Annotated in this window: 16 protein-coding genes; 2 read left to right on the forward strand and 14 right to left on the reverse strand. The window is 73.2% G+C overall.

The features are described 5' to 3' along the window. Positions 1-28 precede the first annotated feature (28 nt). Positions 29-784 carry an isocitrate lyase/PEP mutase family protein gene (locus ACQPW6_RS12635; protein ID WP_433889682.1) on the forward strand — a complete coding sequence of 252 codons (756 nt, stop codon included), beginning with the start codon at positions 29-31 and terminating at the stop codon, positions 782-784. A 239-nt stretch (positions 785-1,023) separates the two neighbouring features. Here ACQPW6_RS12635 and ACQPW6_RS12640 read toward each other — a convergent pair whose 3' ends face one another. The 10 genes from ACQPW6_RS12640 to ACQPW6_RS12685 form a co-directional block, all read right to left on the reverse strand. Further along, the gene (locus tag ACQPW6_RS12640) at positions 1,024-2,547 is read right to left on the reverse strand and encodes an arabinofuranosidase catalytic domain-containing protein (protein WP_433889683.1); all 1,524 of its coding nucleotides are present in this window, start codon (positions 2,545-2,547) and stop codon (positions 1,024-1,026) included. A 279-nt stretch (positions 2,548-2,826) separates the two neighbouring features. After that, positions 2,827-3,870 (reverse strand): NADPH:quinone oxidoreductase family protein, encoded by a 1,044-nt coding sequence (locus tag ACQPW6_RS12645; RefSeq protein ID WP_433889684.1) that lies wholly within the window; start codon positions 3,868-3,870, stop codon positions 2,827-2,829. 46 nt (positions 3,871-3,916) lie between these two features. After that, a complete protein-coding gene (locus tag ACQPW6_RS12650; RefSeq protein WP_433889685.1) occupies positions 3,917-4,315 on the reverse strand; it encodes a MerR family transcriptional regulator in 399 nt (132 codons plus the stop codon). 64 nt (positions 4,316-4,379) lie between these two features. Then, positions 4,380-6,689, reverse strand: a complete 2,310-nt coding sequence (locus ACQPW6_RS12655; protein WP_433889686.1) for a xanthine dehydrogenase family protein molybdopterin-binding subunit — start codon at positions 6,687-6,689, stop codon at positions 4,380-4,382. Continuing rightward, positions 6,686-8,305: a 2Fe-2S iron-sulfur cluster-binding protein gene (locus ACQPW6_RS12660; protein WP_433889687.1), complete on the reverse strand. Its 1,620-nt coding sequence runs from the start codon at positions 8,303-8,305 to the stop codon at positions 6,686-6,688. The genes ACQPW6_RS12655 and ACQPW6_RS12660 overlap by 4 nt, the downstream gene beginning before the upstream one ends. Next, a complete protein-coding gene (locus ACQPW6_RS12665; protein ID WP_433889688.1) occupies positions 8,302-9,174 on the reverse strand; it encodes an FAD binding domain-containing protein in 873 nt (290 codons plus the stop codon). The genes ACQPW6_RS12660 and ACQPW6_RS12665 overlap by 4 nt, the downstream gene beginning before the upstream one ends. Positions 9,175-9,440: 266 nt before the next feature. Beyond that, on the reverse strand, positions 9,441-11,075 hold the full coding sequence (locus ACQPW6_RS12670; RefSeq protein ID WP_433889689.1) for a beta-N-acetylhexosaminidase: 1,635 nt from the start codon (positions 11,073-11,075) through the stop codon (positions 9,441-9,443). 159 nt (positions 11,076-11,234) lie between these two features. Continuing rightward, on the reverse strand, positions 11,235-12,500 hold the full coding sequence (locus tag ACQPW6_RS12675) for a hypothetical protein (protein ID WP_433889690.1): 1,266 nt from the start codon (positions 12,498-12,500) through the stop codon (positions 11,235-11,237). A gap of 30 nt (positions 12,501-12,530) precedes the next feature. After that, positions 12,531-12,827 carry a DUF3039 domain-containing protein gene (locus tag ACQPW6_RS12680; RefSeq protein WP_433889691.1) on the reverse strand — a complete coding sequence of 99 codons (297 nt, stop codon included), beginning with the start codon at positions 12,825-12,827 and terminating at the stop codon, positions 12,531-12,533. An 11-nt stretch (positions 12,828-12,838) separates the two neighbouring features. After that, a complete protein-coding gene (locus ACQPW6_RS12685) occupies positions 12,839-13,417 on the reverse strand; it encodes a YqgE/AlgH family protein (RefSeq protein ID WP_433889692.1) in 579 nt (192 codons plus the stop codon). 188 nt (positions 13,418-13,605) lie between these two features. Between ACQPW6_RS12685 and murA the strand changes: the two genes are divergently transcribed. Next, positions 13,606-14,952: a UDP-N-acetylglucosamine 1-carboxyvinyltransferase gene (gene murA / locus ACQPW6_RS12690; protein WP_433889693.1), complete on the forward strand. Its 1,347-nt coding sequence runs from the start codon at positions 13,606-13,608 to the stop codon at positions 14,950-14,952. Between the two features lie 94 nt (positions 14,953-15,046). Here the strand turns inward: murA and ACQPW6_RS12695 are convergent, their stop codons facing one another. From ACQPW6_RS12695 to ACQPW6_RS12710, 4 genes are all read right to left on the reverse strand, one after another. Beyond that, a complete protein-coding gene (locus tag ACQPW6_RS12695; protein WP_433889694.1) occupies positions 15,047-15,328 on the reverse strand; it encodes an HU family DNA-binding protein in 282 nt (93 codons plus the stop codon). A gap of 208 nt (positions 15,329-15,536) precedes the next feature. Further along, positions 15,537-16,982: an NAD-dependent malic enzyme gene (locus tag ACQPW6_RS12700; RefSeq protein WP_433889695.1), complete on the reverse strand. Its 1,446-nt coding sequence runs from the start codon at positions 16,980-16,982 to the stop codon at positions 15,537-15,539. Between the two features lie 739 nt (positions 16,983-17,721). After that, the gene (locus ACQPW6_RS12705) at positions 17,722-19,953 is read right to left on the reverse strand and encodes a HelD family protein (RefSeq protein WP_433889696.1); all 2,232 of its coding nucleotides are present in this window, start codon (positions 19,951-19,953) and stop codon (positions 17,722-17,724) included. 216 nt (positions 19,954-20,169) lie between these two features. Next, positions 20,170-20,754, reverse strand: coding sequence for a CGNR zinc finger domain-containing protein (locus tag ACQPW6_RS12710; RefSeq protein WP_433889697.1), 585 nt, complete (start codon positions 20,752-20,754; stop codon positions 20,170-20,172). Positions 20,755-21,155: the final 401 nt, after the last annotated feature.

Consider the following 21,155-nt stretch of genomic DNA (forward strand, 5'->3'; position numbering starts at 1 on the left):
CGGGCCGCCAGGCCGTAACGTCAGCGGCATGAAGCAACGCGCGAATCACGGCGAGCAGCCCTCCGACGTCCTGCGGGCGCTGCACCACGGGCGGGCCGCGGACGACCCGCTGGTGCTGCCGGGCCCCTGGGACGCGGCCAGCGCCCGCGCCTTCGAGGAGGCGGGCTTCCCCGCACTTGCGACGCCGAGCGCGGGGGTCTCGGCGTCGCTCGGCTACCCCGACGGCGAGGGCACGCCGGCAGCGGCGATGTTCGCGGCGATCGGGCGGATCGTCCGGGCGGTGGACGTGCCGGTGTCCGCGGACGTCGAGGCCGGATACGGGCTTTCCGCCGTGGAGTTGGTGGAGCGGTTGCTGACGGTGGGCGCCGCCGGGTGCAACCTGGAGGACTCCGAGCCGGGGGGCTCGGGGCTCAAGGACCCCCAGGCGCAGGCGGATTACCTCGCGGAGGTGCGGGCGGTGGCGGGCAGCGCGCTGGTGATCAACGCGCGGGTCGACACGTACCTGCGGGGTACGGACCGCACGCCGGGCGCGGCGATCGCCCGCGGCCGCCTGTACGTTGCGGCGGGCGCGGATTGCGTCTACCCGATCATGGCGCCGGCGACGCAGCTCGCGACGATCGCGGAGGGGGTGGGCGTCCCCGTCAACGCTTTGTGCCGTCCCGGCGGGGTGTCGCCGCGGGAGCTCGGGGTGATGGGGGCGGGGCGGGTGACGTTCGGTGGGGGGTTGCAGCAGCAGGCTCTGGAGGCGGTGCGGGTGATGGCGGAGGGGCTCCGCAAGGGCTGACGGCACCCCGCCGCCTCGGTCAGTGCCCGTACCCGACTGCGGCGCCGTCGTGGCTGGCCGCGCAGTTCCCCGCGCCCCTGGTGACGCCGGGCACATCGCGCCCACGCGGCGGAGCCGCAAAACAACAACAGCCCCGCGCCCCTGCGCCTCCGCTCGCGCCGCGCGCGAAGGGCGCCTGTCCCTCCCCCTCCGGGGCAGGGGCAGGCGCCCTGTTCGTCGTTGTGCCGAGCGCAGCGGGCTCAGTGGGTGATGAGGTCGAACTCCTCCCAGGGGCCCACCGCTGTGCGGTTGGCGATCAGGGAGGAGGCGCCGGCGTTCTCCGCCGTCACCAGGTGCTGGTTGTTGTAGGCGCGGAGGCTGACGCTGCCGTCGGGGTTGTGGAGGAGGTAGAAGGTCTCCCAGGGGCCGGGGCCGCCGCGGTTGGCGATCAGGGGGTCGTTGCCCTTGTTCTCGGCGGTGACCCACTGGTTGTCCGAACGGGCCTTCAGGAAGATGGTGTTGTTGTTGTTGGCGACCATCGTGAAGGTCTCGTTCGTGCCGGCCGAGGTGGCGTCCGCGATGAGCGAGGTGGTGTTGTTCGGCGCGTCGACGTACTTGCCGTTGGCGTGCGACTTGAGGCTGATCTCGGACTGGGTGGGCGCCGGGAACGTGGTGTTGTTGTTCGAGTAGCCGGCCGCCGTGATGTTGGCCTGCACGGCGTTCTCGGTCGCGTCGCTCGGGAAGCCCTTGGTGACGGCGCCCTCGAAGAACTCACCGGTGCCCATCGGGCTGTTGTCGCCGCCGGTGCCCAACTCGATGGAGGGCTGCACCTTCATCGGGTTGTACCCGGGCGGCAGCGCCCCGGAGTACGCCTGGTTCAGCCCGCCGGACTGCCCGTTGCCGTACTTCAGCGTGAAGTTCGTCGTGCCGTTGTTCTTCTCCCAGGCGGACACGAACGAACCGGTCTCGCTGGGGATGTTCGACGGGTTGGGGCCCGCCGCGCTGAAGTACATGCCGTTCTCGAGGTCGCCGCCGACCCAGGGGCCGGAGCCGGTGCAGCCGCCGGTCCAGCACGCGGAGCCCCAGTAGATCGCGTTCATGGTCGCGTTGCCGTCGTCGGAGTCGTCGGTCTCGGCCGAGCCGAAGTCGAAGCAGCAGCTGTTGCTGACCAGCTTCGACGACGTCAGCATGTAGATGCCCTCGGGCTGCGAGCCGGTGGGCACGTTCTTGGCCGCGTTGTTGCGGTACCCGGTGCCGATGTTGTTGACCAGGATGCCGTAGGCGGACTGGCCGCCGACGGTGATCGGCAGCGCCATCGCGTTCGCGCCGATGTCAGACCCGTTCGGCCCGGGGCCCGACAGGCTGCCCGAGCAGCCGGCGCAGGAACTGCCGGGCGAGATGGGCATGTTGTTGGCGTTCGGCGTCTGGTCGTACAGCTGGGTGATGGTGCACGTCGTGCCCGAGCAGAACGAGACCTGCTGCGCCGCGGAGACCAGACCGCCGGCGGACGAGAGTCCGACGTTCAGGGTCTGGCTGTCCGAGGCGCGCTGGATCTGGTAGAGCGGGCCGTTGTACGAGGAGAACATCGCCCGGGTGGTGCTGTACGCCGCCTCACACGGCGTGCCACCGGACGCGTAGATGTCGCAGGGCCCCGAGGTGGCCGCGGCGGCGGGGGGCGCCGTGGAGCCGAAGATCGGCAGGGCGATCGCCACTGTGAGCAGGAACGCGAGCAGGAACCGCGTTCTGCGTCGGAGTGTGCGGAGTGTGGGGGGTATGACCAGCACAATGCCTCCGGAAATGTGATGGTGCCGGTTCGCCCGTGGCGTTGAGCCGGATCGCGGCCGCGCTCATCGTCGGGCGCGGTCAGGATCACCGGAGTTGTGCTCAACGTGCAGCAGAACAACGGCGTCCTCTCGTAGCGCAGCACACATGTTTAGCTGGCTCTAGGCGTAAGTCAAGGCTGCGGTCTGACGTCAGGTGACATTTGGCAAGATTTTTGGGACGAAGAAGCGCAAGCCGCTTGCGGCCTTATGTACAAAGCGAGCGCAACAGGCCGAAGACGGCTACTCGCTCCAGGGATCGAGCGCGTACTTGCCGCTGGTCCGGCCGGCCTGGAGCCGGCGCAGCACCGCCGGGCCCTCGGACAGGGGGTGGACCGAGGGAGTGCCCGGCGGGTACACGCCCTCCGCGATGAGCGCCTCCAACTCGGCCAGCAGCGACCGGTGCAGCGCCGGTGCCGCCGCCGCGAGCGCGCCGATGTGCAGGCCCTTGATCTGCACCGGGTGGACGAAGACCAGGTCGTGCGTGGACACGGTGGCCTCGCCCGAGGCGGCACCGAGCACGACGACGCGTCCGGTGAACGGACGGGTGACCGACAGGCTGGCCGCGAAGGTGGCCCGCCCCACCGACTCCAGGACCAGATCGACGCCGCCCCCGGACAGCCGGGTGATCTCCGCCGCCAGATCGGGGCGGGCGCCGTCCAGCACCGCTTCGACGCCGAGCGCTCTGACGGTGTCGTGCTTGGCCGGTGACGCGGTGCCGATCACCCGTGCACCGTAGTGGCGCGCCAGCCGGACGGCGGCCTGTCCCACGCCGCCGGCCGCCGCATGGACGAGCACCACGTCACCGGCCTCGACCTCACCCAGCGGTTTGAGCGCCGCCAGGGCGGTGGCCCAGTTCAGCACCAGGCCCAGCGCCTGGGCGTCGCTCCAGCCGGGCGGCACGGGGACCACACCCGCGGCCGGCATCGTCATGTACTGGGCGAACGCGCCCGGGCCCGATCCGATGACGCGGGTGCCCGGCGGCAGCGGGCTCCCGACGCCCGGGCCGACCCCCACGATCTCGCCGGCGGCTTCGAAGCCGGCCACATAGGGCGGCTGCGGGCCCCCGCCGTAAGTGCCGTGCGCCTGCATCACGTCGGCGAAGTTGACGCCGGCCGCGCCCACCCGGACCAGGTACTCGCCGGGCCCGGCGGCGGGGCGGCGCCGATCCTCGACCAGGGTGAGGTCGGACGGTCCCCGGTGCGACGTCTGGACCAGCGCTCGTATCGTCTGCTCGTCGGCGTGCCGCTGCTGGCCGGTGCTCTGCCCCTGCTCGTCGGTCTCCATGCGCGCACCGTAGGACTCTGACACTTGTGTGAAGAGCAAGCGGCGGTCAGCGGCCGGTGGTGCTCCCGGCCTCGCGGAGGTAGGCGTCGAGTGCGGCCTGCCGGTCGCTGAGGACGGCGATACGGGCGGCGAGCCGGTCCCGGTAGCTCCGCACCTCGCGCAGGAACTCCGCGCACACCGCGTCCGCCCCGGTGCCCATACCGGCACCACCACCGGCACCACCACCGGATTCGCCGGTTGGCCCCGGCATGAGCTCCCTGATCAAACGCACGGGCAGCCCGGACTCGAGCAGCGAGCGCACGACGAGCACCCGGTCGACGGTGGACCGGCAGTAGTCGCGGAACCCGTTGTCCAAGCGGCCGGGGACGATCAGGCCCTCGTCCTCGTAGTACCGCAGCGACCGCGCACTCACGCCGCTGGCCCTGGACGCCTCACCGATCTTCATACGTCAGGCAACGTCCAGGCCCGGCACGCTCTTCCGACGCCGCGGACACGTGCCGGAGACGCCGTCAGGCCGAGGGCTTCACGATCGCCGCCTGCGGCCGGATCGGCAGCCGGTTCACCGGGCGCCCGGTCGCCGCCCGCACCGCCGCCGCCACCGCCGCCGGTGCCGTCACCACCGGGACCGCGCTGACCGCCTTCGCGCCGAAGGGCGCCACCACATCACGCTCCTCGACCAGGCGCACGATCCGGACCTCCGGGGCGTCCAGCGCGGTCGGCAGCGGATAGCCGGTCAGGCTCGGCCGCTTCACCACCCCGCGCGGAGCGCGCAGATCCTCCATCAGCGCCAGGCCCACGCCCTGCGTGACGCCCGCCTCGATCCGGGCCGCCAGCTGGCGGGGGTTGAGCACCCGGCCGACGTCCTGGGCCACCGCGAGCTCCACCACCCGTACGGCGCCGAGCTCGATGTCCACGTCGACCACCGCGCGGACCGCGCAGAAGGTCAGGCCCACGAACGCGTCGCCCTGGCCGGTGTCGTCGAGCCGGTCGGTGGGGTGCGGGCGGCACTGCGCCGTCGCCCACAGCTCCTTGCCGTCCAGCGTCTCGGCGACCGTCGTGGAGAGCACCCCGTCGTACGAGGTGATCTTGCCGTCCGCGATCGTCAGCAGCTCCACCGACATGCCGAACTTCGCCGCGAGCGGCTGGAGCAGCTGCGTGCGGACCATCTTCGCGGCCCGCTCCACCGCCCCGCCGGACACCCAGGTGTGCCGGCTGCGCGCGGCGGGGCCGGCCGGCGGCTGGTCGGTGTCGGCGGGCAGCACCCCGACGTCCTCGATGCCGAGCACTTCCTGCACGATCTGCCGGGCCAGCACCGTGAAACCCTGGCCGGTCTCGACGGCCGCGCAGATGACGGTGGCGCGCCCGTCGTGCACCCGGACCGTCGCCGTGGACACCTCGTCGGTGCCCTCGGCGCCCAGGACGTGCACCATGCCGAGCGCGTAGCCGACCCCGCGGCGCACCGCGCCGGGCTCGCCGGCGCCCGCGGTGCCGCCGGGCAGCAGCCACTGCGACTCGTCCTCGCCGTCGGGCAGCGGCGGCAGGTCGGCGTCCCGGACGGCTTTGAGCAGCTCGCCGACCGGCGCCGGGCAGGTGACGGTCTGGCCGGTGGGCAGCAGGTCGCCGGTGGCCAGCACGTTCCGCATCCGGATCTCGGCCGGTTCCAGGCCGAGTTTGGCGGCCAGCTTGTCCATCTGGCCCTCGTAGGCGGTGCAGACCTGGAGCGCGCCCTCGCCGCGTACGTGGCCGGACGGCGGGTTGTTGGTGCGCACCGCCCAGCCCTCGACGAAGACGTGCGGCACCACGTAGGGGCCGGACGCGAAGGCCACCGCGGCGGCCAGCGCGTCGGAGGAGGCGTCGGCGTAGGCGCCCGCGTCGAGCAGGATCTGCGCCTCGACCTTGACCAGCCGGCCGTCGGCGTCGGCATGGTGCCGGTAGCGCAGCACGGTCGGGTGCCGGTGGGCGTGGCCGAGGAAGGACTCCTCGCGGGTGGCGACGAACTTCACCGGGCAGCCGGTCTTCAACGCCAGCAGCCCGAGCGGCAGTTGGACGCCGGAATCCTCACGGTCGCCCATCGCGCCGGGCACGCCGGTGACGACGACCTTGACCCGGTCGGGTTCCAGGCCGAAGCAGGCCGCGGCGATGTCGCGGTCGGCGTGCGGATCGGTGGAGGCCACGTAGATCTCCACGCCGCCGTCGGGGCGCGGCACGGCGAGGCCGGCCTCGGCGCCGATCGGGGCCGGGTCCTGGCGGCCGACCCGGTACAGGCCCTCGACCACGACCTCGCCGACCGCCTCGGGGTCGCCGAAGCGCAGCGGGATGTGCCGGATCAGGTTGCCGTCGGGGTGCAGCGGCTCGGCGGCGAACGCCTTCTCCGGGTCGGTGACCGGTTCGAGCACCTCGTACTCGACGAGGATCGCGGCGGCGGCCAGCCGGGCGGTGTCGGGGTGGTCGGCGGCGACCGCGGCGATCGGCTCGCCGTGGTGCCTGACCATGTCCTTGGCGAAGACCGGCCGGTCGGCGACCCGGCGGCCGTGCATGGCGTCGCCCGGCACGTCCTCGTGGGTGACCACGGCCCGCACTCCGGGCATCGCGTCGGCCTCGCTGGTGTCGATCCTGGTGATCCGGGCGTGCGGGTGCGGCGAGCGCAGCACCGCCGCCCACAGCAGGCCCTCGGCCCACAGGTCGGCGGCGTACGGGTAGGTGCCCTGGGTCTTGGCGAGCGCGTCGGGCGACGGCACCGACACGCCGATGCCGTGCGGGGACGGCGCTCCGGCCAGGGTGTCCGCGACGGGGCCGGGGCCGTCGATGATGCCGGTCATGCGGCGCCTCCCGTCGGCGGGTCGATGACCGGTCCGCCCTGGTGCGGAACGCTCTGCTGCGGGCCGGCGTGCGGGGCGGCGCCCTGGTGCGGGACGCGGGCGGGGTCGTCGGTGGACTGGTCGGTCCCGGCGTCGGACTCGCGGCCCGCGACGACCTGGCGCACGGCGTCCAGCACCCCGCGGTAGCCGGAGCAGCGGCACAGGTTGCCGCTCAGCGCCTGCCGGGTCTCCAGGTCGGTGGGCTTGTGGTTGCCCTCCAGCAGGTCGTGCACGGTCATCGCCAGGCCCGGGATGCAGAAGCCGCACTGCACGGCGCCGCAGTCGGCCAGCGCGCGCTGTACGTCGGAGGGACGGCCGTCGGCCGACAGGCCCTCCACGGTGCGGACGTCGCTGCCCGCCGCGGTGGCCGCGGGCACCAGGCAGGACGCCACCAGGCGGCCGTCGACCTGCACCGAGCAGGCGCCGCACTCGCCCTGCTCGCAGCCGTCCTTGGCGCCGGCCAGGCCGAGCCGCTCGCGCAGCACGTACAGCAGCGACTCGCCGAGCCAGGCGTCGGTGACGGGGCGGTCGGCGCCGTTGACCCGCAGCAGGTAGGAGGCCAGCGGGTGTTCGCTGCGGGTCTCCTCGACGGGCTCGGGCTCGGCTTCCGGCTCGGGGTCGGCGGCGGTTTCGGCGTCATGCTCCGACGCGGTCTCCGGAACGGTGCCGGGGTCGGTCGCGGACTCCGGGTCCGCGGCGGTGCCGGGGTCGGTCGCGGGCTGCTCGGCGCCCGGCCCCGCGAAGGCGTCGAACGGGGCGAAGCCGGCCAGGTAGTCGGTGGCCTCGGCGCCCGCCTCGATGCCGTCGGAGCCGCGCTCGGACGCCTCCGGCTCACCGGCCGGCTGCTCGTACGCCGGTGTCGCCGCGGACTCGCCGGGCGCGTCCTCGTAAGCAGCGCCCGGCAGGTGGGCCTCGACGCCGCCGCCGGGGCCCGAGCGGTGCGCGTCAGGCCCTGGCGCGTCGGCGCTCTCCGGATCGTCCACCACCCCGGACCAGGCGGCGTCGACCGGCATCCAGGGCCCGCCCTGGCCGCCGGGCAGGCCGCCGCCGATGTCCTGGTCGCCGAGCGGGGTGGCCCAGCGTCCGGCCGGCTCGGCGGCGGGGCCGGCCGCGCTCAGATCCGCCGCGCGGGCGGCCGCGTCGGCCCGCGCCTGCGCCTCGGCGGCGGCGCGGGCCCGCGCGAACGCCTGCGCCTGCACCTCCTGCGCCTCACGGGCGGCGGCCTGCGCGGCCGCCGCGCCCTGCCCGAACATGCCGGGCGGGAACGACTGGGTGGGCGCGGGAGAGGGTGCCTGGTCCCACGGCGAGGTGTACGTGCCGGTGGAGAACTCGCCGGAATCCGCGTCGCTCTCGTCCCTTATCACCGGGATCGACCACTGGGTGGCCGCGTCCCGCTCGCCGCCGGCCGGGCCGTGCGCGGACAGCGGGTCCTCTCCGGGCTTGGGCTCGGGCGGCAGCTGCGCGGCGAAGGAGACGTGCATGGTCTGGTCGGGGTCGTAGTCCCCGCCGCCCGGTACGGGCTGCCACGACCCGGAGTTGCCGGGGCCGCCCGGCTGCGGCTGCGGCTGGTCGGTCATGCCAGTGCCCTCCCGAGCGCTCGACGGGACAGTGCGGCCACCGTACGGCGCAGCTGGAGGGCGGCCGGCGGCAGGTCCACCCCGGGCTGGTCGGGGATGCAGGCGGCGGCCACGTACTCGCCGAAGGCGGTGCACGCCTCGGCGGCCAGGGTGCGTTCGCCGTCCCAGTCGATCAGCCCGGCCACCCACATCTCGGCCTCCAGCGGGCGCAGCGGGACCGGGGCGACGGCACCGACCGAGCAGCGCACCTGGCGCCTGGCCGGGTCGACCACCAGCGCCACCGAGGCCACCGCGCGGCCGGGGCCGGTGCGTCCGGTGGCCTTGAGGAAGGTCTGCGGTGCGTGCAGCAGCGGGATCCGGACGAAGGCCAGCAGCTCGCCCGGTCGCAGCGGGTCCATGCCGGTGAGCAGATGGCTGACCGGCAGCTCGCGGTCGCCCTCCGGCCCGGCCAGGATCACGCTGGCTTCGAGGGCGGCCAGCACCGGCAGCGAGTCGCCGGTCGGCGCGGCCGTCACGATGTTGCCGCCGAGCGTGCCCGCGTTGCGGATCTGCGGCGGCCCGGCGGAGCGGGCGGCGGCGGCCAGTGCGGGGATCAGGGCGGCGAAGTCGGGGCGGCCCATCCGGGCGTGGGTGAGGCCCGCGCCGAGCAGGGCGGCGCCGTCGGCATACTGCCAGCCGCGGATCTCGCTGATCCGGCCGAGGCCGACGAGGGCGGCCGGGCGCAGCTGCCCGGAGTTGACGGCGGTCATCAGGTCGGTGCCGCCCGCGACCGGCACGGCGCTGGGCATGGCGGCGAGCGCCGCCACCGCCTCGTCGAGCGAGGACGGCAGCGTGACATTCCCCGCCGCCTGCTCTGCGTATGTGCTCACGCCGCTGCCCCTTCCCGGCCTTCCTCCGCCACGCGGTAGCCGTACCGTACGTGCTGACAGCCCGGACGTGGCAACTCTGGCACATGTTCGGCGGTGGTCGACGCGAGGGTCCGCGAAGTACCGATCCGCCCGCCACGGCCATGATCGTTCCAGCTCCGGCCCAAATGTATGCTGTGCCGGATTTGCCGTCTTTCAGGGGTGTTGGGACGGCAGGACACCTACGGTGCCAGTTCCGCGGGCGCCAGGGGCGCAAGTTGCGGAATCAGTCACACGATCGGGGGCGGTCCCGCCATCGGGCGCCCGGTCACGCCGGGGCGGCGCTGCCAGGGCAGCGGGCCGCCGGCCGGCCGGTACTCCACGCCGAGGGCGTCAAGGCGCGCGTAGTGCGCCCGCATCCGCTCCTCGAAGCCGGGCCAGTCCCGCTCGGCGGGCGCGGGCAGCCGGGACCAGGCGACCTCGGCGAAGGCGGCCAGCCGCGGGAAGGCCATGTAGTCCACCACCCGCGCGGAGTCCATCGCCTCGGTCCACACGTTGGCCTGAGTGCCGATCACATGCCGGGCCTCGTCCTGCGACAGCTGCGGTGGAACGGGTTCGAAGCGGAACACGTCCTCCAGGGTGCGGGCGTGCGCGATCGGGACGGGCTCCTCGGCGCCCTCCGACTGCCGCCAGTCCAGGTAGACATGGGTCTGCGGGCACATCACCACGTCGTGCCCGGCCTTGGCGGCGGCGATCCCGCCCGCGTAGCCCTGCCAGGACGAGACGGCGGCGCCCTCCGCGAGGCCGCCCTCAAGGATCTCGTCCCAGCCGATCAGCCGGCGGCCGCGGTCGGCGAGCCAGCGGTCGAAGTGCCGGACGAACCAGCTCTGCAGCTCGTCCTCGTCGGCCAGGCCGAGTTCCTTGATCCGGGCCTGCGCGGCGGAGGACTGGCGCCACTGCTCCTTGGGGCACTCGTCACCGCCGATGTGGACGAAGTCGGCGGGGAAGAGGTCGAGGAGTTCGGTGAGGACGTTCTCGTAGAAGCGCAGGGTGCTGTCGGCCGGGGACAGGACGTTGGGGTTCACGCCCCAACTGGTCAGCACCGAGAGGTTGCCGGTGTCGACGATGTCGGTGTTGCCGAGCTCGGGGTACGCGGCGATGGCCGCCTGCGAGTGGCCCGGGATGTCGATCTCCGGTACGACGGTGATGTGCCGCTCGGCGGCGTACGCGACGATCTCGCGCAGGTCGTCCTGCGTGTAGTAACCGCCGTGCGGGCGCTCGTCCCAGAGGGTGGATTCGCGCAGGCCGACCTTGGTGCGGGTGCGCCAGGCGCCGACCTCGGTCAGCCTGGGGTAGCGCTTGATCTCGACGCGCCAGCCCTGGTCGTCGGTGAGGTGCAGGTGCAGCACGTTGAGCTTGTGAGCGGCCATCAGGTCCAGGTAGCGCAGGACGCCGTCCTTGGGCATGAAGTGCCGGGCCACGTCCAGCATCAGGCCGCGCCAGCCGAAGCGGGGGGTGTCCTGGATCTCGCACAGCGGCAGCGTCCACTGCGCGTCCGCGCGCAGCGGGGCCTTGCGGAAGGCGTCCGGGCCGAGGAGCTGACGCAGGGTCTGCGCGGCCCAGAAGGCGCCGGCCGGGCTTCCGGCGCGGATCCGCACGCCGTCGGCCGCGACGGTGAGGCGGTAGCCCTCGGGGCCGAGCTCCCGGCCCACCTCGCCGTCCAGTTCAAGCCGCACGACCGCTTCCCCCGGCGCGGGTTCCCCGGCGCCGAGCGTCAGCCCGGTCGCGGCGCCGACGCTCGCCCGCAGCCAGCGGGCGGCGCTTTCGGTCCCCGGGGCGGCGATGAGAGGCGTTCCCCTCTCAAGGGTGAGGTGGCCTGCGGCCGGCTGGGGCGTGGCCTGAAGCGGTGCGGGAATCAGATCCATGACCCCATCCTGCCCCCGCTCCCCCCAATTGGCATAGACCAATTCGCCCGTCGTTTCCCCGGGCTTCCCCCGGTGGGGGCTGGTGGCGCAGTTCCCCGCCGGGTCGCAGACCGGGAACGACCCGCAGCTACGCCGGCGGGGTGCGGTACTCGCGAAAAACTACAGAGCCCGGTCGCGCTGGGTCTGGGCGTGGTGGGCGAAGAGGAGAGCCGCGATCCAGGCCAGGATCGCCCAGGTCAGGTGGGCCGAGGCCAGGTCGGCCCAGGTGGCGCGGGGGACGTCGCCACGGGCCGCGAGGGCCGTCGTCGCGGCCAGGAGGGCGAAGGAGACCACCAGCTGGAAGCGGCCCTGCCAGGAGTAGACGAAGGCGCGGCGGGAGAACTCGGGGCCGAACCACCACCTCACGCCGCCCAGCAGCAGGAGCTCGCCTGCCACACCCGTGCCCGTCATCGCCGCGACGGCCCACAGCGGCCACGGGCCGTCCCGCCAGGCCCGGTCGGCCACCAGACCGGTGGTGACCAGCGGTGGCACCGGCAGGGCGGCGCCGACGTGGGCCGCGCTGATCCGCCACAGCCAGTCGTCGCCGGCCATCTCGGTGCGGGTGGTGGCCCGGATTCCGCGCAGCCTGGCCCGGGCGCTGGTGCCGCTGCGCCTGCTGCCGACCGTCAGCACGACGGCGATCAGGACGAACGTGGCCAGCAGCGCGACCCCGGCGGCGACGAACTGCCAGGGCCCGCCCCGTTCCATCCGGTAGAGCTGGATGCCCCAGAAAAGCGCGAGGACGAACCCGCCGGCCATCGCCCCGCCGCGGGCCCCGACCAGCTGGCCGGGGTCCGCGCCGAGCATCAGTGCGCGTTCGACCGCGGCCTGGTGCTCGGGCCGGTGCCGCTGCGGGACCCGGCCGAACAGGCTGCGTCCGGACGAGAGCGAGCGGGCGAGGGCGACCTGCGCCTCGGCCTCGTGCGGGGCGACCGCGACGGCCCGCCGGGCGGCGACCACCGCGTCGGGTACCCGGCCCAGCCGCCGGTAGACGTCGGACAGCAGCACCGAGGGCTCCCAGCCGCCGGGGTCGATGCCCGAGGCCCGCAGCGCCACGGTCAGCGCGGCATGGGCCTCGTCGAGCGACAGCAGGACCACCCCGGCGAGCACGAAGACGTCGGCGGCCTCCAGCGGTCCGGCGATCGCCAGCGCCCAGTCCACCGCCTCGCGCGCCTCGGCCCCGCGCTTCTCCTGCGCGAGTATCCAGGCCCGCAGCAGGTAGCCCGCGCTGCCGTTGCGCTCCACGAAGGCGTCGCCCACCAAGGCGTGCGCCTCGGTGAAGCGGCCCTGCGCGACCAGGCCGTGCACCCGCTCGCCGCTGCTCGCGTCGTCGTCGGGCAGGTCTGCCGCGCCGAACGCGCCGCCGTCACCTTCGCCGCCGTCCACGTCCTCCCCTGCTCCCGGTGCTCCGGCGGGTCAGTCCTTCTTCCCGCCCTTGCCCGACTTGTCCTTGTCACCGCCCCCGAGCGGCATGCCCTCGTAGATCTCCTTGCACATCGGACAGACCGGGTACTTCTTCGGATCGCGTCCGGGGACCCAGACCTTGCCGCACAGGGCGACGACGGGCGTGCCTTCCAGCGCGCTCGCCATGATCTTGTCCTTCTGGACATAGTGCGCGTAGCGCTCGTGGTCACCGTCACCATGGGAGAGCTGCGGAGTCGGCTCGACCAGAGTGCCGGTGCCCGCCCCGCGCTCGGGCTCAAGAGTGCTCATAACAGTCAAGCCTAGTTGAGAGAGGGATCGTCGGGATACGTGGCCACCATGGCCAGCTCATTCCGCTGCCTGCGCAGCACCGAACGCCACAGTTGGTCCGGGTCCGGCGCGGACACGTCACCGGGCTCGGAGTCCACCACGTACCAGGCCCCGTCGAGCAGCTCCTTCTCCAGCTGACCGGGGCCCCAGCCGGAGTAGCCGGCGAAGATCCGCAGCGATCCGAGCTCGGCCGCCAGCAGCTCCGGCGGCGCCTCCAGGTCGACCAGGCCGATCGCCCCGTGCACCCGCCGCCAGCCCAGAGTGTCCTGATCCTGCCCTTCGCGGACGTCGCCGGGCAGCACGGCCAGGCCGAGCGCGGAGTCCAGCGAGACCGGGCCGCCCTGGAAGAGCACCGGGGGCGCGCCGGCCAGCCCCGCCCACGCGGCCAGCACATCGCCGACGCCGACCGGGGTGGGCCGGTTCAGCACCACACCGAGCGATCCGGTGGAGTCGTGGTCGAGCAGCAGCACGACGGCCCGGTCGAAGTTGGGGTCCGCCAGCCTCGGGGTGGCGACGAGCAGCCGCCCGGTGAGCGAGGTCACCTCGGTCATGGTCAACATGATCCCGCACAACGCGGGGATGCGGAGGGTCAAGGAACCTTTGCCCGCCGCCGTCCGGGAACCGTAGCGAAGTCATGACACGGTTGGGGCCGTGCGGCCTGCAAGGAGCGGGCAGCAGGCGCATTACCATTTCTTCTTGTTCTTCTTGTTCCCACCCCCTTCACATGATCGCGAGATCCATGACCGACATGGCCGATGTACTGCTTGTTCATGGCGGAACCCCCCTGGTGGGCGAGATCCGTGTCCGCGGTGCGAAGAACCTCGTACCGAAGGCCATGGTCGCCGCCCTGCTCGGCAGCGAACCGAGCAGACTTCGCAACGTCCCCGAGATCCGCGACGTCCGCGTCGTACGGGGGCTGCTCCAGCTGCACGGTGTGACGGTGGAGAACGGCGAGGAGCCCGGCGAACTGGTGCTCGACCCCCGGCGGGTGGAGAGCGCCAACGTGGCCGACATCGACGCGCACGCCGGGTCCTCCCGGATCCCGATCCTGTTCTGCGGCCCGCTGCTGCACCGGCTCGGCCACGCCTTCATCCCGGGCCTGGGCGGCTGCGACATCGGCGGCCGGCCGATCGACTTCCACTTCGACGTGCTGCGCAGGTTCGGCGCCACCATCGAGAAGCGCGCCGACGGCCAGTACCTGGAGGCGCCGACCCGGCTGCGCGGCTGCAAGATCCGGCTGCCGTACCCGTCGGTGGGCTCCACCGAGCAGGTGCTGCTGACCGCGGTGCTCGCCGAGGGCGTCACCGAGCTGTCCAACGCGGCGGTCGAGCCGGAGATCGAGGACCTGATCTGCGTCCTGCAGAAAATGGGCGCGATCATTTCCATGGACACCGACCGCACGATCAGGATCACCGGCGTGGACTCGCTCGGCGGTTATACCCACCGGGCCATTCCGGACCGGCTGGAGGCGGCCTCCTGGGCGAGCGCGGCGCTGGCCACCGAGGGCGACATCTACGTGCGCGGCGCGCAGCAGCGGTCCATGATGACCTTCCTGAACACCTACCGGCGGGTCGGCGGCGCCTTCGAGATCGACGACGAGGGCATCCGCTTCTGGCACCCCGGCGGCCCGCTGAACGCCATCGCGCTGGAGACCGACGTGCACCCCGGCTTCCAGACCGACTGGCAGCAGCCGCTGGTGGTGGCGCTGACCCAGGCGGCCGGGCTGTCGATCGTGCACGAGACGGTCTACGAGTCGCGGCTCGGCTTCACCTCCGCGCTCAACCAGATGGGTGCGCACATCCAGCTCTACCGGGAGTGCCTGGGCGGCTCCGCCTGCCGGTTCGGGCAGCGCAACTTCCTGCACTCGGCGGTGGTGTCGGGGCCGACCAAGCTGCAGGGCAGCGACCTGGTGATCCCCGACCTGCGCGGCGGCTTCTCGTACCTGATCGCGGCGCTGGCCGCGCAGGGCACCTCGCGGGTGCACGGCATCGACCTGATCAACCGCGGCTACGAGAACTTCCTGGCCAAGCTGGAGACGCTCGGCGCGCACATCGAACTGCCCGAGCCGGTCGCCGTACCGGCCTGACGGGCCCGCGGAACCACTGAGCGGGAACGCCGAAGGGCGGCCTTCCCCCCACCCGGGGGAGGCCGCCCTTCGGCATCGGTCAGGTGCCGTGTACCTACTTGCCCTTGGCGGATTCCTTGAGCTTGGAACCCGCGGACACCTTCACGCTGAAGCCGGCCGGGATGTTGATCGGCTCGCCGGTCTGCGGGTTGCGGGCGGTACGGGCGGCACGGTGGGTGCGCTCGAAGGTCAGGAAGCCGGGGATGGTGACCTTCTCGTCGCCCTTGGCCACGATCTCACCGACGGTCTCAGCGAACGCGGCCAGAACGGCGTCCGCGTCCTTGCGGGTCACCTCGGCGCGGTCGGCCAGCGCGGCCACCAGCTCACTGCGGTTCATATCTGTACTCCCGTGTTCTTTCTAGCCATGGGGGCGCGAGCTCGAAGCTGTTGCTGTGTGCCTCACTGCCCAGGTGTGCATCCTGCCCCCATATATGGGGGGAAAGCCAATCCACCGGCCGCGCGAGTCGCATAAAAACCGCTGGACGACCGCCAGGATGACGGATTGTTGTCACATCGTCGACGCTCGGATTCCGTTTCTGCGCTTATCAGTACGCCGTGGCGGGCTCGTCCGCCGCGGGCACCGTGGCGCTGGACGCCTTGGCCGCGTCCCGCACGGCGTCGGCGACCGCGCCGGCCACCTTGTCGTTGAAGACGCTGGGGATGATGTAGTTCGGGTTCAGCTCGCCGTCACCGACCACGCTTGCCAGCGCCCGCGCCGCGGCCAGCATCATCTCGGTGTTCACCGTGCGGGACTGGGCGTCGAGCAGCCCGCGGAAGACGCCGGGGAAGACCAGCACGTTGTTGATCTGGTTGGGGAAGTCGCTGCGGCCGGTGGCGACCACCGCGGCGGTCTCCCTGGCCACTCCCGGGTCCACCTCGGGGTCGGGGTTGGCCAGCGCGAAGACGATCGCGCCGTCGGCCATCGCGGCCACGTCGGAGCCGTCGAGCACGTTGGGCGCGGAGACCCCGATGAAGACGTCGGCGCCGACCACCGCCTGCTTGAGGGTGCCGGTGACGCCCTCGGGGTTGGTGTTGTCGGCGATCCAGCGCAGCGCGGAGTCCGGGCGGGCGTTCACCAGGTCGTCCCGGTCGCAGTGCACCACGCCGTGGATGTCGGCCACCACGGCGTGCTTGACGCCGGCCGCGATCAGCAGCTTCAGGATCGCGGTGCCGGCCGCGCCGGCGCCGGACATCACCACCCGCAGCGAGCCGATCTCCTTGCCGACGCAGCGCAGCGCGTTGGTCAGCGCGGCCAGCACCACGATGGCGGTGCCGTGCTGGTCGTCGTGGAAGACCGGGATGTCCAGCGCCTCGCGCAGCCGGGCCTCGATCTCGAAGCAGCGCGGCGCGGAGATGTCCTCCAGGTTGATGCCGGCGAAGCCCGGGGCGATGGCCTTGACGATCGCCACGATCTCGTCGGTGTCCTGGGTGTCCAGGCACAGCGGCCAGGCGTCGATGCCGGCGAACCGCTTGAACAGCGCGGCCTTGCCCTCCATCACCGGCAGCGCGGCCTTCGGCCCGATGTTGCCCAGGCCGAGCACGGCGGAGCCGTCGGTGACCACGGCCACCGAGTTGCGCTTGATGGTCAGCCGGCGGGCGTCCTCGGGGTTGGCGGCGATGGCCATGCAGACCCGGGCGACGCCGGGGGTGTAGATCATCGACAGGTCGTCGCGGTTGCGGATCGGGTGCTTGGACTGCATCTCGATCTTGCCGCCGAGGTGCATCAGGAACGTACGGTCGGAGACCTTGCCGATCTCGACGCCCTCGATGCCGCGCAGCTTGCTGACGATCTCGTCGGCGTGCCCGGTGGAGCTGGCGGCGATGGTGACATCGATCCGCAGCGTGTCGTGCCCGGAGGCGGTGACGTCCAGGCCGGTGACCGACCCTCCGGAGGACTCCACCGCGGTGGTGAGCTGGCTGACCGCGGTCCCGCTCGCCGGGACCTCCAGCCGCACCGTGATCGAGTACGAGACGCTTGGCGCCGTTGCCATGACGACCTTCTTCCGGTTCCTGCTCGTGTGCCGTGTGCCCGACGATCGTTGCACCTACCGGTGGGTAGGCGTGAACGGCGGGCGGTGCGACAGGATGCTGTCAGTGGAAACCTATCTCCACGATGCGGTATCCGCGCAAGGCCGAACGGGCGCCGAGCGATCCCGGACGAAGTTTTGCGCCGGGTGGGAAGAGGTTGCGGGAGTCGTTTGTTAGCCTGAGTACGACACCGGCTCGATCCAAGCCCCCGGGCCCAACCTTAGGCGCTTCGAGCGCCCACTTGCCGCGAGGCGAGCATGGCGGGCCGGTGTCACCTACTTCTTGCGCCGGCAGCCGGCGCCCCGTCAGGGGCGCGAGGCTGTGTCTCATTTGCGGCTGCCGCCGCGTGGGCGCGAGGACGAGCCCCGAAGGGGCGCGGGGCTGTGTCTCATTTGCGGCTGCCGCCGCGTGGGCGCGAGGACGAGCCCCGAAGGGGCGCGGGGCTGTGTCTCATTTGCGGCTGCCGCCGCGTGGGCGCGAGGACGAGCCCCGAAGGGGCGCGGGGCTGTGTCTCATTTGCGGCTGCCGCCGCGTGGGCGCGAGGACGAGCCCCGAAGGGGCGCGGGGCTGTGTCTCATTTGCGGCTGCCGCCGCGTGGGCGCGAGGACGAGCCCCGAAGGGGCGCGGGGAACTGCGCGACCAGCCCCCACCGGCCCGCGGGCCGGGAACGACCGCAACCACCCCTCCGGGAACCGGAACCGCTCAGTCCGCCCGGAGCAGATCGGGGACCCCGGCCGCGTCAGGCCGGTCCCGCTCCCCCGCCAGGACGACGAGCCGCTGGGTGGCCCGGGTCAGGGCCACGTACAACACGCGCAACCCCGCAGGGGACTCCTCCGCGATCTCCGCCGGCGCCACCACGAGTGTCGCGTCGTACTCCAGGCCCTTCGCCTCCAGGCTGCCCAGCGCCACCACCCGGTCGCCGAGCCCGGAGAGCCAGCCGCGTGCCTGCGCGCGGCGGTTCATCGCCACCACCACGCCGACCGTGCCGTCCACCTCGTCCAGCAGCCGCGCCGCGGACGCCCGCACGTCGGCGGCCAGATCGTCGCCCGCGACCTCGTACCGGGGCAGCACCCCGGTGGAGCGCACCGCGCGCGGCGACTCCATGCCGGGCATGGCGAGCTTGAGTACGGTCGCCGCGACCTCGGCGATCTCCGCCGGGTTGCGGTAGTTGACGGTGAGGGTGAAGCGGCGGCGCGGCCGGGTGCCCAGCGCCTCGTCGCGGGCGCGGGCGGCCTCCTCCACGTCCGTCCAGGAGCTCTGCGCCGGGTCGCCGACGATCGTCCAGGTCGCGGTGCGCCCGCGGCGGCCGACCATCCGCCACTGCATCGGCGTGAGGTCCTGCGCCTCGTCCACGATGACGTGCGCGTACTCCGTCCGCTCCCTGGCCAGCCGCTCGGCCCGCTCCCTGCGCGACTCCGACTGCTGCGGCATCAGCTCGTCCAGGCCGGTGAGCTGGTCCATCGGGTCGATCTCGCGCTTCTTCTCCCGCGGCGGCGAGCCCAGCAGCGTGTCCAGCTCGTCCAGCAGCGCCACGTCGTGCACCGACGTGCCGCTCCGGCGCAGCGAGCGCGCCACCCGGCGCACCTCGGGCGGGGTCAGCACCCGGCGCGCCCAGCGGGCCAGCCGCTTCTCGTCGGCCAGCGCGGCCAGCACCACTCTCGGTTCGAGCACCGGCCACCAGGCGTCGAAGAAGTCGAGGAAGTCCTGCTCGGTGGAGATGTCCTCGTCGAAGCCCTGCCGTTCGGCCGCGGCCAGCTCCGCGTCGTCGAAGTGCCGTCCGGTCTTGCGCCACAGCGCGTCGAGCAGCAGCCTGCGGGCCCGCGGGCGCAGCAGGTTGACCGGCGCGGTACCGCCGAGCGCCTGGTGCCGTACGGCGGACAGCTCCTGCTCCGACAGCTCGATCCGGCGGCCGAACGCCACCTGGCGCAGGCCCTGCGGGCGGTCGGTCGACAGGTCGAGCACCCCGCGGGCCGCGTTGCGCAGCACCTTCGTCATCCGCAGGCTGCCCTTGATCCGGGCGGCGGCCGGCTCGTCGTACAGATCGGCGCTGACCCCGTCCACCAGCGAGCCGACGGCGCGGATCGCGACCTGGCCCTCCTCGCCGAGCGACGGCAGCACGCCCTCGGTGTACGCCACCAGCAGCGGCGTCGGGCTGACGCACAGGATGCCGCCGGCGTAACGGCGCCGGTCCTGGTACAGCAGGTAGGCCGCCCGGTGCAGGGCGACCGCGGTCTTGCCGGTGCCGGGGCCGCCGGTCACCTCGGTGACGGAGGCGGCGGGCGCGCGGATCACCAGGTCCTGTTCCGCCTGGATGCTGGAGACGATGTCCCGCATGGTGTGGCTGCGGGCCTGACCGAGCGCCGCCATCAGGGCGCCGTCGCCGATCACCGGCAGGCCGGTGGTGAGCTCCGGGCGCAGCAGGTCGTCCTCGACGCCGAGCACCTTGCGGCCCTTGGACCTGATCACCCGGCGGCGCACCACCCGGCCGGGGGCGACGGGCGTGGAGCGGTAGAACGGCGCGGCGGCCGGCGCCCGCCAGTCGATCACCAGCGGCGCGTACTCGGTGTCCAGGACGCCGATCCGGCCGATGTGCAGGGTCTCGGCGATCTTCGCGGTGTTGTCGGCGGCGACTGCGTCGTCGGCCGGCTCCAGCGAGGTGAAGGCGCCGTCCGCGCCCTTCTCGCCGTCCTTGCCGGGCAGCAGGTCGATCCGGCCGAACAGGAAGTCCTCGAACTCGCTGTTCAGCCGGTTGAGGTGGATGCCGGCCCGGAAGACCTGGGCGTCCCGCTCGGCGAGCGCGCCCGGGGTGCCCACATGGCCGCGCTGCGCGGCGTCGTTCATCAGGAACTCCGCCTCGTCGATCTTCTCCTCAAGGCGGCGGTACACCCGGTCCAGATGCGCCTGCTCGGCGCCGATCTCCTGCTCCCTGACCATCCCCCGGCCCTCGCCCTGGCCAACCCCATGGGGAGCGTTTGCGGTCTGCGCGGCCACGCAGGACCCCCTTCTTCCTTCAGTTGTGCGTCATGCGGCCCACGTGCTCACCTGGTGACCACCGCGCACATGGGGCAGCCTGCAACCGTACGCGACCTGCGGGCTTCTGCACACCCGGCGCCACCGGCGGGCAGCGATGTGTTCCACCGGGCGGCGGGTTCAGCGGGCCTGGTTGGCGACCGGCGAGCTGCTGCGGCGGCGGTGCCGCGCCACCCGTTCGCGGTTGCCGCAGACCTCGCTGCTGCACCACCGCCTGCGGCGGCCGCGCGAGGTGTCCAGGTAGACCAGCGTGCAGTTCTCGCCCTCGCAGCGGCGCAGCTGGGTCCTCGCGACGGGGTCGGTCAGCATCTCCACCGCGTCCCGCGCCACCGCGGCCAGCAGCCCCTGCGGTTCCGGCGCCGCGGCCAGCCCCCTGACCAGGGCGCCGTCCGGGCCCGGTACGGCCCGGGGCGCCGGCGGCGCGGGCCGCGCGGTCTCGTTCAGCCGGCGCACCGCCTCCGGCGCCGGAGCGGCGCCGGCCAGCTGGCCGGTGACGACGTCGTCAAGCAGCGCCCGCAGGTCGAGGAAGCCGGTGAGCCAGTGCGGCTCGGCCGATACCGGGGTGCCGGCCGGTACGAGGCCGGTGCCGTACAGCCACGCGGCGAGCCGGTCGGGCGAATCGAGCCGCTCCACGACCGGGCGGCCGGTGCGGGTGGCGATCAGGTCCAGGCACACCCGCCCACCGTCGAACCGCAGCTCCTCCATCGCGCGCCCCTTCCCGCACCACCGCTTCCCCCCAGAGTGCCCGCCCCCCGCCCCACGGGCTAGGGTGCGGCGGCCCTCCGGGCGGGGTCGGAAGCGGTCGGCCCTCCGGGCCGGGGGTGGGGCGCGGCCCGGCCGCTCTGCCGGGCCTACGGCCGGAGTCGGGTGCGGCGGCCCACCGGGCGAGGTCGGGTGTGATCGGCCCTCCAGGCCGGGGGTGAGGCGCGGCCCGGCCGCGTTACCGGCCCTCCGGACGGAGTCCGACGCGGCGGCCCTCCAGGCGGGGTCGGCGTGGCTGGCTCACCGAGCAGGGTTGAGGCGTAGCCGGGCCCCGGGCCTCCGGGCCTAGGGCGGGGTGCGGCGTGGCCGGCTCACCGAGCAGGGCTGAGGCGTGGCCAGGCCAC

This window comes from Streptomyces sp. CA-111067 (assembly GCF_050956065.1).
In the GTDB taxonomy this organism is placed as follows: domain Bacteria; phylum Actinomycetota; class Actinomycetes; order Streptomycetales; family Streptomycetaceae; genus Actinacidiphila.

Excerpts from the sequence above, each read along its gene's own strand:
- ACQPW6_RS12705 (WP_433889696.1), bottom strand. The coding sequence starts at position 19,953 with ATGGTCAGGGAGCAGGAGATCGGCGCCGAGCAGGCGCATCTGGACCGG.
- ACQPW6_RS12710 (WP_433889697.1), bottom strand. The coding sequence starts at position 20,754 with ATGGAGGAGCTGCGGTTCGACGGTGGGCGGGTGTGCCTGGACCTGATC.
- ACQPW6_RS12645 (WP_433889684.1), bottom strand. The coding sequence starts at position 3,870 with ATGGAGACCGACGAGCAGGGGCAGAGCACCGGCCAGCAGCGGCACGCC.
- ACQPW6_RS12655 (WP_433889686.1), bottom strand. The coding sequence starts at position 6,689 with ATGACCGGCATCATCGACGGCCCCGGCCCCGTCGCGGACACCCTGGCC.
- ACQPW6_RS12695 (WP_433889694.1), bottom strand. The coding sequence starts at position 15,328 with ATGAACCGCAGTGAGCTGGTGGCCGCGCTGGCCGACCGCGCCGAGGTG.
- ACQPW6_RS12660 (WP_433889687.1), bottom strand. The coding sequence starts at position 8,305 with ATGACCGACCAGCCGCAGCCGCAGCCGGGCGGCCCCGGCAACTCCGGG.
- ACQPW6_RS12700 (WP_433889695.1), bottom strand. The coding sequence starts at position 16,982 with ATGGCAACGGCGCCAAGCGTCTCGTACTCGATCACGGTGCGGCTGGAG.
- ACQPW6_RS12635 (WP_433889682.1), top strand. The coding sequence starts at position 29 with ATGAAGCAACGCGCGAATCACGGCGAGCAGCCCTCCGACGTCCTGCGG.
- ACQPW6_RS12685 (WP_433889692.1), bottom strand. The coding sequence starts at position 13,417 with ATGACCGAGGTGACCTCGCTCACCGGGCGGCTGCTCGTCGCCACCCCG.
- ACQPW6_RS12670 (WP_433889689.1), bottom strand. The coding sequence starts at position 11,075 with ATGGATCTGATTCCCGCACCGCTTCAGGCCACGCCCCAGCCGGCCGCA.
- ACQPW6_RS12650 (WP_433889685.1), bottom strand. The coding sequence starts at position 4,315 with ATGAAGATCGGTGAGGCGTCCAGGGCCAGCGGCGTGAGTGCGCGGTCG.
- murA (WP_433889693.1), top strand. The coding sequence starts at position 13,606 with ATGACCGACATGGCCGATGTACTGCTTGTTCATGGCGGAACCCCCCTG.
- ACQPW6_RS12680 (WP_433889691.1), bottom strand. The coding sequence starts at position 12,827 with ATGAGCACTCTTGAGCCCGAGCGCGGGGCGGGCACCGGCACTCTGGTC.